We start from the raw sequence: 14,636 nt of genomic DNA on the forward strand, positions 1-14,636 counted from the left end.
AGCATATCTCTCGGGATACCCGACTGTACGGTAACCCAGTCTACTATGAACGAAGTGCAACTAGAAGTGGCGAAAGCGTACCCGAACGACTCGGGGCGCGGCATCGCCCGTCTGGACCCCGATACGTTGTTGCATCTCAAGCTCTCTCCAGGTGATATCATCGAGATCGAGGGCAGCGACACGACCGCCGCCAAGGTGTGGCGCGCCGACCGGCAGGATTGGAACACCGACACGGTGCGCATCGACGGTTTCACCCGCCAAAATGCCGACGTGGGCATCGGCGAGCGCGTCACCATCCGGAAGGCCGAAGCCGAGAAAGCCGACAAGCTGGTGCTCGCGCCGCCCGAGGAGGCCAGCGTCCAGTTCGGCTCGGACGCCGCCGGGATGGTGAAACGGCAGATCCTCAAGCGGCCGGTCGTCGAGCGCGACATCGTCCCCGTGATGTCCTCGACGAACCACCCGTTCATGCGCTCGCCCGGCCAGGCCATCCCGCTGATCGCCGTCGAGACCGAGCCCGAGGGCGTCTGTCTCATCACCGAGGACACCGAGGTGGAACTGCGCGAGGAACCCATCTCCGGCTTCGAGAAGACCGGTGGCGGCATCACCTACGAGGACATCGGCGGCCTCCAGGGCGAGATCCAGCGGGTCCGCGAGATGGTCGAACTGCCGATGAAACACCCCCAGATCTTCAAGAAGCTGGGCATCGAGCCGCCCCAGGGGGTCCTGCTGCACGGGCCGCCGGGCACCGGCAAGACCCTGCTCGCGAAAGCGGTCGCCAACGAGACCTCCGCCAGTTTCTTCTCTATCGCGGGGCCCGAGATCATCTCGAAGTACTACGGCGAGTCCGAACAGCAACTGCGCGAGATCTTCGAGGACGCCAGCGAAGAAGCGCCCTCCATCATCTTCATCGACGAACTGGACTCCATCGCGCCCAAGCGCGAGGACGTCACCGGCGAGGTCGAACGCCGCGTCGTCGCCCAGCTGCTGACGATGATGGACGGCCTCGAGTCGCGGGGCCAGGTCATCGTCATCGCCGCGACCAACCGCGTCGACTCCGTCGACCCCGCGCTCCGTCGCCCCGGCCGCTTCGACCGCGAGATCGAGATCGGCGTCCCCGACGAGGTGGGCCGCGAGGAGATCCTCCAGATCCACACCCGCGGGATGCCGCTGTCGGACGACGTCAAACTCTCGAAACTGGCGACCGACACCCACGGCTTCGTCGGCGCCGACATCGAGAGCCTGACCAAGGAGGCCGCGATGAAGGCCCTGCGCCGGTACCTCCCGGAGATCGACCTAGACCAGGAGGACATCCCGCCGAGCCTCATCGACCGGATGATAATCAAACGGGACGACTTCAAGGGCGCGCTCAACGAGGTCTCGCCGAGCGCGATGCGGGAGGTGCTAGTCGAACTCCCGAAGGTCTCGTGGGATAGCGTCGGCGGCCTCAACGACGCCAAAGAACAGGTCCAGGAGGCCGTCGAGTGGCCGATGAACTCACCCGAGAAGTTCGAGCGCATGGGCGTCACCCCACCCTCTGGCGTGTTGCTCTACGGGCCACCGGGGACCGGCAAGACGCTCATGGCCAAGGCTGTCGCCAACGAGACGGACGCGAACTTCATCTCGGTTCGTGGACCCCAGCTGCTCAGCAAGTGGGTCGGGGAGAGCGAGAAGGCCATCCGCCAGACCTTCCGGAAGGCCCGACAGGTCGCGCCCACCGTCATCTTCTTCGACGAGCTCGACTCGCTGGCGCCCGGCCGCGGCGGCGAGATGGGCTCGAACGTCTCCGAGCGCGTCGTCAACCAGCTGCTGACCGAACTGGACGGACTGGAGGAGATGGAGGACGTGATGGTCATCGGCGCGACCAACCGCCCGGACATGATCGACCCCGCGCTCATCCGCTCGGGCCGGTTCGACCGGCTGGTGATGATCGGCGAACCCAGCACGGAGGGACGCGAGCAGATCCTCAAGATACACACCGAGAACACGCCGCTCTCGCCCGACGTCAGCCTGCGGGAGCTGGCCGAGATAAGCGAGGGCTTCGTCGGCTCGGATCTGGAGTCCATCGCCCGCGAGGCCGCCATCGAGGCGCTGCGCGAGGACGACGACGCCGACGAGGTCGAGATGCGCCACTTCCGGAAAGCCATGGACAGCGTCCGGCCGACCATCAACGACGACATCCGGGACTACTACGAGCAGATGGAAGAGGAGTTCAAGGGCGGGTCCAGCCCGCAGCGCCAGGCCGGCGGCAGCGGCCGTATCGGGTTCCAGTAATCCCCACCGTCAGTCGTCCGCTCTGGCGTCGTCGTCGGCTTCGATCTCGACGTCGATCTCGACCGCCGCGGCCTTGTACTCGGGAATCTTCGCCCGGTCGTCGAGCACGTCGTTCGTCAGCCGATTCGCGGAGGCGGCCGCGAAGTGCGGCGTGGTCCAGACGACGCCCTCCTTGATGTCCTCGGTGACGTCCGCACGGACCCGTATCTCGCCCCGACGGGACCGAAGTGTCACGTAGTCGCCGTCCTCGATGTCGTACCGCTCGGCGTCGTTGGGGTGGATGTCGACGAAGTTCTCCGGGTGCTGGCGCGAGAGCGTCGGCGAGCGCCGGCTCATCGTCCCGGTGTTGTAGTGTTCCTCCAGGCGGGCGGTGGTGAGGACCAGCGGGTACTCGTCGTCGGGGGCCTCCTTGGGTTCCTGGTGGACGACGCCCTCGATCTGTCCGCGGCCGTTCTCGGTCTCGAACGCGTCTTGGTAGAGGTACTGGTCGCCCTCGTCGCCCGGTTCGTAGCAGGGCCAGTGGATGCCCTCCTCGCCGAGGCGGTCGTAGGTCATGCCGTGCATGATGGGACAGACCTGGCGCAGTTCCTCGAAGACCGCCTCGGGCCCGTCGAAGTCGAACCCCCCGCCGAACAACCGGGTGCCGACTTCACAGAGGATGTCGAGGTCGTGGCGGGTGTTCTCGTGGACCTTGTGGACGCCGCGCATCCGCTGGACGCGCCGGTCGGTGTTGGTGACGGTGCCGTCGCGTTCCGCCCAGGTCGTCGCAGGCAGCACGACGTCGGCGAGTTCGGCGGTCTCGGTCATGAAGATGTCCTGGACACAGAGGAACTCCAGGTCCTCCCTGAAGCGCCGCTCGGTGGCGTTGCCGTCGGGTTCGCTCATGATCGGGTTCTCGCCCATGACATAGAGACCGAAGACGGAGTCGCCGATGGCGTGAGATATCTCGACGTTCGTGAGGCCGGGTTCGCCGGGAACCTCGAAGCCCCAGACGTCCTCGACTGACTCGCGGGCCTCGTCGTCGTCGACCAGTTGATAGCCCGGCAGGACGTTTGGCATCGCGCCGACGTCGCAGGTCCCCTGGACGTTGTTCTGCCCGCGGAGCGGGTTCACGCCAGTCCCCGGGCGGCCGAGGTTGCCCGTGACGAGCGCGAGGTTGATCTCGTTTTGGACGTTGTCGACGCCGCAGGTGTGCTGGGACATGCCCATCCCGGTGAAGATGGCGGCGTTGTTCGCCATCGCGTACGTCTCGGCGGCGCGTTCGATGTCAGAGAGCGGGACGCCACAGGTCTCGGCGGCAGCGGCCTTATCGAAGTCTTCGAGGCGTTCCTGGAGGTGCTCGAATCCCTCGGTCCGTTCCGCGACGAACTTCTCGTCGAGCCAGCCCGCATCGGGCTCTTCCTCGTGGTTCTCGAGGATAGTCTTGAGGACGACGTTCAACAGCGGGATGTCCGTCCCGGGCTTCAGCTGGAGGTGCATGTGGCGCTCGGTCCCCTCGATGTCGAACGACCGCGTCGTCTTGTTGGCGTGAGGGTCGACCTGGACGACCGTCGCGCCCTCGAGGACGGCCTGCCGGAAGTACTGGCTGTTGGCGATGGGGTGTTGCTCGCCGGGATTGGCCCCCTGGATCCAGAGGACGTCGGCGGCGTCCTCGAGGTCGGCCATGCTGTTGGTCATCGCGCCCATCCCGAGGCTGGTCCGGAGGGCCCAGACCGTCGAGGCGTGGCACATCCGCGTGCAGTTGTCGACCTGGTTGGTGCCGTAGCGGCGCGCGAGCTTCTGGAGCAGGTAGTTCTCCTCGTTCATCGTCTTCGACGAGCCGAAAAAGCCCATCCCGTCGGGCCCGTGGGTCTCGCGGATGCGCTCCATCTCTGTGACGATCAGGTCGTAGGCTTCCTCCCAGGTCGCCTCCCGGAACTCGCCGTCTTCCTCGACGAGCGGGTCCGTCAGTCGGTCCTCGTGGTCGACGACCTCCGTCGCCGCGCCGCCCTTGATGCAGATGCTGCCCTCGTTGACCGGCGCGTCGGCCCACGGCACGAACCGCATGTCGCCGGGCTCGTCACCGGGTTGCACCTGGATGCCACAGCCGACGCCGCAGTACGGGCAGATCGTCTTCACCGGGGGGTTGTTTCGTGACATGTGAACACTTGTCTTACTCGGACGTTCCTCGCCCCAGCGAGTTGTACTTTTCCTCGACGGGACCGTCGACGCCGGTTCGATCCAGCGAGGCGAACGTTCACCTGGCACAGGGACGTACGGCAACGTGATGGACCTCACCGAGTCAGTGGTTCGCGACCGGGCGCGGGAGTACGCCGCGGTCGAGCCGCTGTACGACGTCGAACAGCAACACGTCGACATCCTCCCGGACACGTTCGCCGGCGGCGAGTACGGCCGCCGGGACGTCCAGTGGGTCGTCCGGTGGTACGTCCGTCGCTACCTCGGTGCGTACCCCGACCGGGAGCGCCGCGCGGTCGAGGATACCTTCCGCGACAACGACTTCGGGACCGTGCTGGAGACGCTCGAAGCCGTCACGGCCGACGACGAGGGCCCCGCTGGGGCGCTGGCGGCGCTGACCGACCTGGCGGGCGTGGACGTCCCGGTCGCCTCCGCCTTCCTCCAGTTCCTCGCGCCCGAGCGGTACGTCGCCGTCGACGAGCGAACATGGCGGGTTCTCCGGGCGGCGGGCGAGCTCGACGAGCCCTACCCGGACCCGCCCGCGAGAGACGAGTACCGCACGTTCGACGAAGCCTGTCGGCGCGTCATGGACCGGACCGGCGTCGACGCCTGGACGCTCTACCGGGCCCTCTGGCGGCTCTGGGCCGCGGAGTTCGGCGATGCGTAGCGGCGTCGTCGTCGCCGGCGGACGCTCGACCCGGTTCGGCGGGGCCGACAAGGCCGTCGCGACGCTCGCCGGCACCCCGATGGTTCGCCGCGTCGCGGACCGCCTCCTCGACGTCGTCGGGGAGCTGGTGGTGAACTGCCGGCCCGACCAGACGCCCGCCGTCCGCGAGGCGATGGCCGGCTATCCGCTGCCGGTGCGCTACGGCGAGGACGAGGAGCCCGACCGGGGCCCCGTCGCGGGCATCCGGAACGGCCTGCGCGAGGCCGGCGGAGAGTACGCGGCCGTCGTCGCCTGCGACATGCCCTTCGTCGAACCGGCGCTGCTAGAGTTCCTCTTCGACCGGGCCGCGGGCGCGGATGCCGCCGTCCCGCGACTGTCGTCCGGGTGGTTCCAGACGACCCAGGCGGTCTACCGGACCGAGGCGATGGTCGCGGCCTGCGATATCGCGCTCGAGGCGGAGAACCCGCGGATACTCCGGCCCATCGACGAGCTCGAGGACGTTGTCGTCGTCGAGGAAGCGGCCGTCGAGTCGGTCGCCTCGACGGAGTCCTTCGAGAATATCAACACTCCCGATGAGTTCGCGGCCGCTGCCGAGCGACTCCGGGAGCGAGAGAGGTAGGTGCGACGCCGCGCTAGTCGACCACCGCGACCAGCGGGTCGTCGGCGAGCATCGACGTCAGCGCGACCCGCGGCACGTCCGCTCGCTCGTGAATCACGGCCGCGATCTCCCGCGCGACGGTCCCCCACTCGTCGTCGTCGACCTTGTTGAGGAGCGGAATCGCCGTCGCCCCGTCGGGAACGTCCTTCAGCCCACCGTCGGGGCTCGACAGCACCCGTCCGACGTGTTCGGACCGAATCTCCTCGCCCATCGAGAGGCCGGTCAGCGCGGCGACGCGCTCCGGCCGGTGGACCGCCGCGTCGGTCAGGGGTTCGCCGACGACCTGGACGCTCGCGACGGGCACGACGACGTCGACCGCCGCCGGGAGCTGTGGCTCCCGGTCGCCGGGGGCCTTGAACTCGCGGGTGCGCGCGCCGTCGGCCTTGACCAGCGTCGTGCCGACGGGGTCGGCCGCGGCTATCGCCTCGACCGTCTCGGGGTCGTAGCCGCGGTACCGGTCGGGGCGTTCCTGCTCGGGGACCAGTCCGAGGGGCCACGTGTCGTCGCCCGCTGCCTCGATGGCTTCGAGTGGTGACTCGGTGACACGTACCGTCGCGACGCGGTCATCGAATATCGGGATGCGAACGGTCGCCGTCACCACGGCGCGGTCCAGTCGCTCGGCGAGGGTGTACAGTGTTGACTTCTTGCCGCCCGCGCCGACGACACAGACCAGGCCCTCCCGGGCCTGGAGAGCCACTGTCAGGTCCATCCACCGGATGCTTCGGTGCCGGCACACCTCACTCTGCCGGTCGGACGGCGAGGGTCGCGGCCATTCCCGTGTGCCTGTTATTCCAGTATTCAAATGAGAGATTATATAAGTTTACCATCAGTCATATCATCGGCTGACCACTCTCTGGCCGAACAGTCCTCCGGGGCACCGCACCCGGACTCGTCGTGGCGCTGGCCGGCTGTACCGCACTGGGCGATTCCAGCGGCGAGCGAGCGAACGACGACGGGACGACGACGACGTACGAAGGGCAGGGCAGGGCAGGGCAGGGCAGGGCAGGGCAAACGAGCATGCGGCGGCGAAGCCGCCGTTTCACCGAGTGCGAGCGAAGCGAGCACTCGGCAGTTTCCCCAGGTTTTTGCAAGCGGGGGTCGCCTCCGGCGACCCCCCGCAGTAAAAAGTGGCTAGAGTTCGCCGAGTTTCCGGAGCACCTGGCCGCGGTACTCCTCGTCGGCCTGGACGCCCTTCAGTTCGAGGACGTTCCGTTCGAGTTTGTCCAGCGCGACGTTGAACGCCATCTCGGCCCCGTACCCCTCGCCGGAGCCGGCGGCCTGGCCCTTGTTGGTCCGGAGGCGGATCTGGCACTGGATGAGCGGGGTGCCGCGGAGCTTCTCCTTGTGCTCGTGGAACCGGACGTGGGCGTGCTGGACCTGCATCGCCTGGTACTTGTCCGCGACTGCGCCGATGTCGCTCCGGAGGTCGTCGCGGGAGATGGTGTCCAGCAGGTTGATGTTGGTGATCTGGACGTCCATGTGGTCCTCCTCGGTGAAGGTCAGCGCCCGCAGCACGTCGGTCTTGGTGACGATGCCCTCGACGTGGATGTCGTCGTCCTCAGGCGTGACGACCAGCCCGGCGAAGTCGTTCTCCAGCATCCGGGCCACCGCGTCCCGGACGGAGGCGTCGAGCGTCACCGTCTCGACGGGGCTGCTCATCACGTCGTAGACCGGGATGTCGAGGATGCGCTGGATCTCGCCGGCGCGGTCGCCGGTGGTCGCCTTGTTCATGTCGCGGACGACGACGTCGACGACGTCGTGGCGGGTGACCATCCCCGTCAGGGCGTCGGCGTCGTCCAGCACGGGGAGACGGGAGATCCCGTGCTCGCGGAGGTGGTTGATGACCTGGCCGACGTTGGTGTCCTCGGCGACGGTGACGACGTTGTCGGTGTAGATCTGGTCGACGGTGAGGGCGTCCAGGTTCTCGAGGACGGCCTCCAGGATGTCGTCCTCGGTGACGATACCCCAGAGAGAATCGCCCTCGAAGACCGGCGCGATCTTGGTGCCGCCCTCGACGAGGACGCGGGCCACCTCCCGGACGTCGTCCCGGCGCCCGACCTTCGGCGCGGAGCTGGTCATCGCGCCGGCCTTGGCGTTGTCCTCGACGTGAGACTGGACGAGTGTTTCTGCGTGATGACGCCGGCGTACTCGCCGTCGTCGGTGACGATTATCCCTTTCGGGTTCTCGCGCTCGAAGATAGACCGGACCTTCCCAAGCCGTTTGCCCGCGTCGACTTCGACAAACTCTCTCGTAGCGATATCAGCAATATCCATAGTACTTCACAGGCGGACCTTCGCTGTGAAGGGTTATCAAGGTTGGTTTGATTCCTGCCGGACGGGAAGCGGATCAGCCTTTAGACGGTGGCCGCTCTCGTTGGGGTATGTTGCCCGACATCGGCGTGTTCGGACCCTACACCTACCTCGTCACGGAAGTCCTCTGGGGGAGCGTCGCGGCCGGTCTGCTCTGGCGTGCCGGGGCGCTCCGGCGGGCCGCGAAGACCATCGTCGTGCTCTATCCCGTCGCGTACGTCTGGGACTGGTATACGCTGACCGTGGGCGTCTTCGCCATCCAGTTGCGGACCGGCGTCGACCTGCTGGGCATCCCCATCGAAGAGCACATCTTCATGATCGTCGTCCCCGCGCTGGTCGTCGGCCTGCACGAGACGCTCCACGGCGACCCGCGTGACGACGACTGAGGCGCCACCCGGCTCAGACACCCGCGCGAATCGTCTCGGCGTAGGACCCGAGCCCCTCGGTGCCCGCCAGGGTGTCGAGGACCACCCCGGACTCGACGGCCAGGTCGTAGCCCGGTCGGCCCTTGCCGGTCGGGGACTCGGCTTTCGTCTTCGCTAAGAGCCCCGCGTCGGCGAGAGCCTGCAGTGCTGAGATGACCATCTGGCGCTCGACCCCGCCGAAGGGGTCCCGGTCAATGTCGTCGAGGTGAGCCCGTGCCGTCTCGGCGACCTCGAAGGAGTGGACCGGAGCCGCGTCCTCGGCGGTCAGCTCGACCACCGAGAGCAAGACGAACTGTTCGAACGGTTGTAACGAATCGAGTGTTTCGTCCATACCAGACGGTCCAAAGGCTCCGCTAAGAAACTATTGAAAGACGCCCGGATGGGGGCACCTGCCCTGCAGATCGGATTCTACGGGGCGAACGGCCTGGACGATTGCCGCGTATCTACCGCCGGCCACGAGACAGGGACGTCGGGTCGTACGAGCGTGTGCTGGTGGACTGAGACCGGTGGTGGCGGAGTGCAGGACCAGGCCGTCAATTGCGGGTCTTAGTCGACGTTTTCGCCCGGTTAGGCCACGTATTCCAACTGTGAACGTCGATTAATAATCATATATGGTAGATTATGTGGCATATTGCAAACACCGTTCCGGAGATAGCGACGGCCACCCACGGTCGGTGAGGGTGGAGTTGTCGGGGAGACATAGTCAAGTGGTAGACTGACAGCGTTCACGCGACCCGTGGGGGAGTCAATCATGCAACGTCGTGACTTTGCCAAGACGGTTGGTGGAATCGTGGGAACGAGTGCGCTCGGCGGTGGTGCCCTCCTGGCGACTACGGGAGGAGCATCGGCGACTGCCGGCGGCAGCATCAGCGATCCGGCCAAGGCGGTGAGCGACGACGGCCGCATCAAGTGGGTCGCCACCCGGACCACGGGTCGGATGACCTGGGACGGCTTCGACGAACCAGTCGGGTACTTCAAGATCATCGTCAGCGTCGAGCTCAAGCGCGGCGGCAGCACGCTGTGGTCGGGCACCATCCATCAGACGGACAAGATCGACACCGCTCAGGGCACCAGCTGGGGCGGCAACGGCGAGGAGATCGTCCTCAAGGGCGAGTACGACGAAGGCCGCGCCGGACACATCGCCTCGGACTCGGACTGGGGCATCATCCAGCGCAACCGGGAGAACAACTACAACAACAGCTACGGACTGCCAGACAACCCGGCACCGGCGTCGTACCTCTACGCGGACACCGACGGGTCGACGACGAAGACGAAGGTCGTCCTGCGCTCGCAGTACGTGCTCTACGCCAACGACGGGTCGGAACTGACGGGCACGTCGGGCTATCCCGACCGCCCCGAGTTCTCGACGTCGTTCGTCGTGACCGTCGAGAACGAGGCGGCGACCACCGGGTCCGGTGACGCTGACGCGCAAGGCCAAACCGGGGACAGCGCCGAGGTCGGCGTCTGACTGCCGGACAGCTCATTTTTCGGCGTTGATCGAAGGAGCCCGACTCGCTGCGTTGCTCGGTCGTGTCGCACCAGCAGGTCCGGCATGGCGCGAAGGTAGTGAGTAGTTCGGAGCAGCGAGCGACGCTCTGCGACCAGTTTTCGGCGTCTTCCGGGTCGACGTGACTGAAGCGGTCCGAAGACGACCGGGTTCGACGCTGCAGTTCTCGAGAGATCCGTTCGACAGCATTCGGATGTCCCTGGCGCAGATACTGTGGGGACGACACCAGAAGTGGATTCCCGCGTGGGCATTTTTCAACGCTTCAGTACGTTAGGGGAGCCGGCGAAGAACGGAAACCGTCTGCTATCGCCCGTACTGATCCAGTACGTCGCTAGCGGTAAGCGTCCGCTCGTCTGCTGGGAGTAGGGTGTCGAACGGATGGTCAGAGTTCCCGTCGGACGCTGTGTTGCAATGGGTCGGCGTCACGTTCCAGTCAGGCACACCACTGTCAAGCCGACGTAACAGCGGTACCAGGCGCGGGTCGTCAAGTTCGGCTGTGGCTTCGAGTGCGTACTCTTCGACTGTCGTGTCGTCGTCCAACAACCCAGATCTGAGCGGATCATAAACAGCCTCAGGAAGACGATCATCGTCGGCGGCCAGCAGTGCGATCGCCTCGTACCGGCGCCGGCGTGGTTCGATCCGATTCGAGGCAGCCCGACGAGATGTGAGCCACTCCGTTATCGGGCGAAGAACTGCCGGCGACTCGCGGCCGACAGCGACAAGCGCCGACAGCGCTGGGTCACTGATTCGTGTATCGTCGTCTCGGACCCCTTCTCGGATCGTACCAACGGCGGGCCGGACCCCGGCAGGCCACACGTCCGCCACCGAGACGAAGACACTGTAGGCCGCAGCCTGTCGTTCTGGTGGCCCCCCGCTGGCGATCGGGACGAACGTCTCGCGGAGTGCCTCAGCGCCGTCGAGTTCCCGGAGAACGCGCCCACAGTGCTGGCAAACGCTGCGCCGTGGTGACCCCGACTCGTCGACGGCGTGGCGTTTGAGTGCCGCGACGAGATCCGTCTCCGAGAGCGTCACGTCGCGACGACAGAGGCTAGCGAGCGCCGCCGACAGGTGACCGGCGTCGCCCCGACCCGCAGCGAGCCAGTCCACGAGCTGGTCCGCTACCCGCTGTGGGGCATCGATATCGGCGGCGACGTGCGGGAGGAGCGCGTGACCGGCCGACGGGATGTGTCGGTCGGGGTCGAGTACGGCCCGCTCGACAGCAGGCGCCAGGTCCGCTGCGGGAACTGTCGTTTCGCCATCGGTGACGACACGTCGGACTGCGGTGAAGGCTGTGTCGGAGACAGCGTCGTCATCCAGCGACGCCAGTAGCGCTGAGACGAGTTCGGCTGCGGCGTCGGACTGCTCACAGATGGCGCCCGCGGCTTCGATAAACGATCTGCGAGTCTCGCCTGTGGTTTCGTGGAGACGGTCGGCCAGCCAGCACTGGAACGACGGCGACGGCCATTCGCCGTCGAACAGCGTCGCCCGGGCGAGCAGGGTGGCACTGACCGCCCGCCAGTGGGCTGTATCCGTCCGGTAGCACGACCGGACGAGGGACGCTGCACCCGTCTCGGAAACGTACGTCGCAAGGCCCTTGAGCGCCGCTTCCTGTACTCCTTCGTCGGTGTCAGCTACTCGGTTCCTGAGTGCCGCTACCGCCGCCTCGGTCTCGGTGTCGGCCTCGACAAACGCACCGAGAAGGCGCGTCGCTGTCCGCCGGACTGTCGGGTCATCGGCCGTTGACCGGGCACAGACGAACTCGAAGACGGTCCGGTCGTCATCGATGGGCATCAGGGACGGTTACGAGTACGTCACCGACGGCGTCGACGCCAGCGTGAGGCTGTTCGACGACGGTCAATAGAACCGACAGCTGGGACTCGAGTAGAGATGGCTGTTCGGCACCGACTGTAGCGAGCGTCTCAGCGGCTGCGGTCCGAACTGCAATTGTGTCAGCGAACAAGCAGTCGACCAGTGTCGGGACGGCATCAGACACAGCCGCTGCATCCTCCGTAGCGACGGCTTCGAAGACGGCCGCAGCGTCACTCGCAGTGAGGACATCGTCGAGAAATCCCTCCAGCGTCGGTAGCGCCGGCCGGACCGCTTCCGGGTCGTCGTGAGCGATTGCTGCGAAAATGCGGAGTATCCGCTTGCCGGTAACCCCGTCGTCCGCTGAGAGTGCTGATCGAAGTTCCGGGACGAGCCCGTCGAGACTGACGATGGGGTCCGCGATACAGGCAATAGCGAGGTCCGCCCCGAGCCCTTGAACGTCGGCGTTCGTGTCGGTCAGGAGCGTTCCGACCGTGGCCGGGGAGACGATGTCGGGTCGATCAGGATACATCGCGAGCAGCATCCGGGCAGCCCAGAACCGGACGAACTCGGAGTCGTCGTCGAGCATCTTCAACACCGTATCGGCAACCGGGGTAACTGCGTGAGGCCGTTGCCGAGCGACAGCTGCGAGCGCGCGTGCAAGGTGACTTCTGGGCCACTGGTCGTCCGGCGTACTCTCCCATGCCACAAGCGATGCGGCGATATCCTCACAATGTGGCGCGACGGCGGTCGGTGTCTCCTCTGCCACACGAGCGAGAATCTGGGTGACTCCGAGCGTGCCCCGGGACGGCGTCCCAATCAGTGACGGTCGCATCACTGGTTCTCGTGGATCGAACCGTGGACGATGCTCGCGTGGCCGCCGCGGATGGGTGGCCAACCAGCGAATCATCACCTCGACGACGTCCGGACCATCTTCTCGATCACGTGCGAGCCCACTGAGCAGGTCGGCAGCCACGCGACGAGTCGCACCAGCACCGGCTCCGAACTCCGCTAGCAGGTCTGAAAGCACCGGTCGAACCGATTCACGGTGGCTTTCGAGCAGTGCGAGGTGCGCCCCGAGGAGGTGGCGCCGGGCTTCGGGAGCGCTCGATCGGCAGATGGCACGAAGTGCGTCCAAAGAGTCCGCGAGCACGTGCGGCTCGTCGAGGGCAATGTGCTTTAGTGCCCGAGCGACACATCGTTCCCCGGTGTCATCGCGCTGGGCTGACGGGATGGTTTCGAAACGCTCGATAGCGGCGTCACGGGTGTTCTCCGGGGCGACGGTAGCCACGGCGACGAGGCCGTTGCGCCACTGCCCGGGCGACGGGACGTCTTCGTCGAATGCTGTCCGGACGAGGGCATCCAGTTCCGACACCCCGCTGCAGGCCGGTGTCGCAACCCGGCTCCGAGAGTATTGACTGCGGTTCGTTGGACCGCCCACTGCCCGGTGTGTGCCAGTTCAAGTAGGTCCGTAATCGACGAGACCACAGTGTCAGGTTCCGCTTCGACCCGCTGCCGAAGTTCTTCGACCCGCGCCATGTCCTCGACCCAGTCACCCATCTCTGTGTCTCCCGTGGTACTACTGTGAGCAAACGGAAAAATCCTATATGTGTATCACCTGAAACTGGAGTGTGACTGGATCGTATCCGACCGTACACGCCGATAGACAAAACAGCGGATACGTTTCGGACCGTCTCGGCGGGCAACGGACTCGGGAGACGTTCGATACCATCTGGTCGTTTGACACGGACGGCGAGTTGCGAGCGTCGCCCGTTGTCAGCGACGAACTCGTCGTCCTTGGCGATATGGATGGAACCGTCTATGGACTTGATGCAATTGATGGTAGAGAGCATTGGCGAACCGAACTTGATGTCCCGAGTGTCTTCGCGGCGCCAGCGATAGCTGATGGAACAGTGTTCGTCTCGGGTTTCGACGACCTGAACCGCACCGAGTCGACGACGTCTGCGCTTGATCTGTCGACCGGCGACGTCCAGTGGACGAGAGATTTGGTCAGGGCGGGCGGACGGCCGTGGCAACCGACGGTGAACGCGTCTATGTCCCAACGTACGACGGAGTCTGTCGTGCGCTCTCCGTAGAGACTGGCGAGACGGTCTGGCGACTAACTGGCGAGCGCCACAAAAAGACCCCGGCGCTCGGCGAAGGGTTGGTCGTCCTTGGAGACGGCGAGGACGTAGTAGCGCTCGACGCGGAATGTGGTACCGAGCAGTGGCGGACGGCCCTGAACGGTCACGTGCAGACACCGGCCGTGGTTGATGATGGCCGTGCGTACCTGATTACTCGAAGTGAGAGACAGTGGTGTCTCGATGCGACTAGTGGCGAGATCCTGTGGCAGATCGATATCGGCGAGACCATTCGTGAGCACCCCGATTCCACCGATCCGCTAATTCCACTCGGCGGGGGACTGTTAGATAGCAAGCCGGTCACGGACGGGGAGTCACTCTTCGTTGGGGTATACGAGGGAATCGTGGAACTCGATGCCGTCGACGGGCGACTAGTAGGCTATCATCCACTCGACCAGCGAGTCACCGCCCCACTGGTCATCGGTGCCGACGGTGACCGACGGGTGTACGGTTCCGTCTCCAACAACGGATTGATCGAGTACCACCTCGCTTCGAATACCGCAGTGCAACGACGATCGACGACAGTTGAGAGACTCAATACCGTCCCAGCGTATGCGGATGGTGTCTTCTACGTGACAACGGATGTAGATGGTATATTTGCGGTCACATGAATACGTTGAATAGTCCCTGTCGACAGTCTATCGACAGACAATGATTTGTCCGGTCGCGCTCACGTA

Annotated in this window: 12 protein-coding genes and 1 pseudogene; 7 read left to right on the top strand and 6 right to left on the bottom strand. The window is 65.6% G+C overall.

What is annotated here, in order from left to right; translation table 11 throughout:
- Window positions 1–45 precede the first annotated feature (45 nt).
- Complete coding sequence (locus tag P1N55_RS06365; RefSeq protein ID WP_276278103.1) at window positions 46–2,271, top strand: CDC48 family AAA ATPase; 2,226 nt, start codon at window positions 46–48, stop codon at window positions 2,269–2,271.
- Window positions 2,272–2,280: 9 nt separating this feature from the next.
- Here the strand turns inward: P1N55_RS06365 and fdhF are convergent, their stop codons facing one another.
- The gene (fdhF, locus tag P1N55_RS06370) at window positions 2,281–4,410 is read right to left on the bottom strand and encodes a formate dehydrogenase subunit alpha (RefSeq protein WP_276278104.1); all 2,130 of its coding nucleotides are present in this window, start codon (window positions 4,408–4,410) and stop codon (window positions 2,281–2,283) included.
- 127 nt (window positions 4,411–4,537) lie between these two features.
- On the opposite strand from fdhF, the gene P1N55_RS06375 reads away from it, so the two are divergent.
- Together P1N55_RS06375 and P1N55_RS06380 are read left to right on the top strand one after the other, a co-directional pair.
- On the top strand, window positions 4,538–5,113 hold the full coding sequence (locus P1N55_RS06375; protein ID WP_276278105.1) for a hypothetical protein: 576 nt from the start codon (window positions 4,538–4,540) through the stop codon (window positions 5,111–5,113).
- Window positions 5,106–5,732, top strand: a complete 627-nt coding sequence (locus P1N55_RS06380) for a molybdenum cofactor guanylyltransferase (protein WP_276278106.1) — start codon at window positions 5,106–5,108, stop codon at window positions 5,730–5,732. The genes P1N55_RS06375 and P1N55_RS06380 overlap by 8 nt, the downstream gene beginning before the upstream one ends.
- Window positions 5,733–5,745: 13 nt before the next feature.
- On the opposite strand, the gene yqeC is transcribed toward P1N55_RS06380, so the two are convergent.
- Window positions 5,746–6,480, bottom strand: a complete 735-nt coding sequence (gene yqeC, locus P1N55_RS06385) for a selenium cofactor biosynthesis protein YqeC (protein ID WP_276278107.1) — start codon at window positions 6,478–6,480, stop codon at window positions 5,746–5,748.
- 422 nt (window positions 6,481–6,902) lie between these two features.
- A pseudogene (locus P1N55_RS06390) lies at window positions 6,903–8,044 on the bottom strand (CBS domain-containing protein).
- A gap of 107 nt (window positions 8,045–8,151) precedes the next feature.
- Between P1N55_RS06390 and P1N55_RS06395 the strand changes: the two are divergent.
- A complete protein-coding gene (locus P1N55_RS06395) occupies window positions 8,152–8,466 on the top strand; it encodes a lycopene cyclase domain-containing protein (protein WP_276278108.1) in 315 nt (104 codons plus the stop codon).
- Window positions 8,467–8,479: 13 nt separating this feature from the next.
- Here the strand turns inward: P1N55_RS06395 and P1N55_RS06400 are convergent, their stop codons facing one another.
- Entirely contained in the window at window positions 8,480–8,836 is a 357-nt protein-coding gene (locus P1N55_RS06400; protein WP_276278109.1) for a hypothetical protein, read from the bottom strand.
- A 420-nt stretch (window positions 8,837–9,256) separates the two neighbouring features.
- Between P1N55_RS06400 and P1N55_RS06405 the strand changes: the two genes are divergently transcribed.
- On the top strand, window positions 9,257–9,973 hold the full coding sequence (locus tag P1N55_RS06405; RefSeq protein ID WP_276278110.1) for a hypothetical protein: 717 nt from the start codon (window positions 9,257–9,259) through the stop codon (window positions 9,971–9,973).
- Window positions 9,974–10,315: 342 nt separating this feature from the next.
- Here P1N55_RS06405 and P1N55_RS06415 read toward each other — a convergent pair whose 3' ends face one another.
- Both P1N55_RS06415 and P1N55_RS06420 read right to left on the bottom strand, forming a co-directional pair.
- A complete protein-coding gene (locus P1N55_RS06415; RefSeq protein WP_276278111.1) occupies window positions 10,316–11,803 on the bottom strand; it encodes a HEAT repeat domain-containing protein in 1,488 nt (495 codons plus the stop codon).
- On the bottom strand, window positions 11,790–13,193 hold the full coding sequence (locus tag P1N55_RS06420) for a HEAT repeat domain-containing protein (RefSeq protein ID WP_276278112.1): 1,404 nt from the start codon (window positions 13,191–13,193) through the stop codon (window positions 11,790–11,792). Before P1N55_RS06420 ends, P1N55_RS06415 begins: the two co-directional genes overlap by 14 nt.
- Window positions 13,194–13,449: 256 nt before the next feature.
- Here P1N55_RS06420 and P1N55_RS06425 point away from each other — a divergent pair, with 256 nt between their 5' ends.
- Together P1N55_RS06425 and P1N55_RS06430 are read left to right on the top strand one after the other, a co-directional pair.
- Window positions 13,450–13,914: an outer membrane protein assembly factor BamB family protein gene (locus tag P1N55_RS06425; protein WP_276278113.1), complete on the top strand. Its 465-nt coding sequence runs from the start codon at window positions 13,450–13,452 to the stop codon at window positions 13,912–13,914.
- Entirely contained in the window at window positions 13,848–14,570 is a 723-nt protein-coding gene (locus P1N55_RS06430; protein WP_276278114.1) for an outer membrane protein assembly factor BamB family protein, read from the top strand. Before P1N55_RS06425 ends, P1N55_RS06430 begins: the two co-directional genes overlap by 67 nt.
- Window positions 14,571–14,636 lie beyond the last annotated feature (66 nt).

Origin of the sequence: Haloarcula regularis, from assembly GCF_029338315.1 — an archaeon.
Classification (GTDB): Archaea; Halobacteriota; Halobacteria; order Halobacteriales; family Haloarculaceae; genus Haloarcula; species Haloarcula regularis.

Coding starts and splice junctions, on each gene's coding strand:
- P1N55_RS06365 (WP_276278103.1), top strand. CDS start 46: ATGAACGAAGTGCAACTAGAAGTGGCGAAAGCGTACCCGAACGACTCG.
- fdhF (WP_276278104.1), bottom strand. CDS start 4,410: ATGTCACGAAACAACCCCCCGGTGAAGACGATCTGCCCGTACTGCGGC.
- P1N55_RS06375 (WP_276278105.1), top strand. CDS start 4,538: ATGGACCTCACCGAGTCAGTGGTTCGCGACCGGGCGCGGGAGTACGCC.
- P1N55_RS06380 (WP_276278106.1), top strand. CDS start 5,106: ATGCGTAGCGGCGTCGTCGTCGCCGGCGGACGCTCGACCCGGTTCGGC.
- yqeC (WP_276278107.1), bottom strand. CDS start 6,480: ATGGACCTGACAGTGGCTCTCCAGGCCCGGGAGGGCCTGGTCTGTGTC.
- P1N55_RS06395 (WP_276278108.1), top strand. CDS start 8,152: ATGTTGCCCGACATCGGCGTGTTCGGACCCTACACCTACCTCGTCACG.
- P1N55_RS06400 (WP_276278109.1), bottom strand. CDS start 8,836: ATGGACGAAACACTCGATTCGTTACAACCGTTCGAACAGTTCGTCTTG.
- P1N55_RS06405 (WP_276278110.1), top strand. CDS start 9,257: ATGCAACGTCGTGACTTTGCCAAGACGGTTGGTGGAATCGTGGGAACG.
- P1N55_RS06415 (WP_276278111.1), bottom strand. CDS start 11,803: ATGCCCATCGATGACGACCGGACCGTCTTCGAGTTCGTCTGTGCCCGG.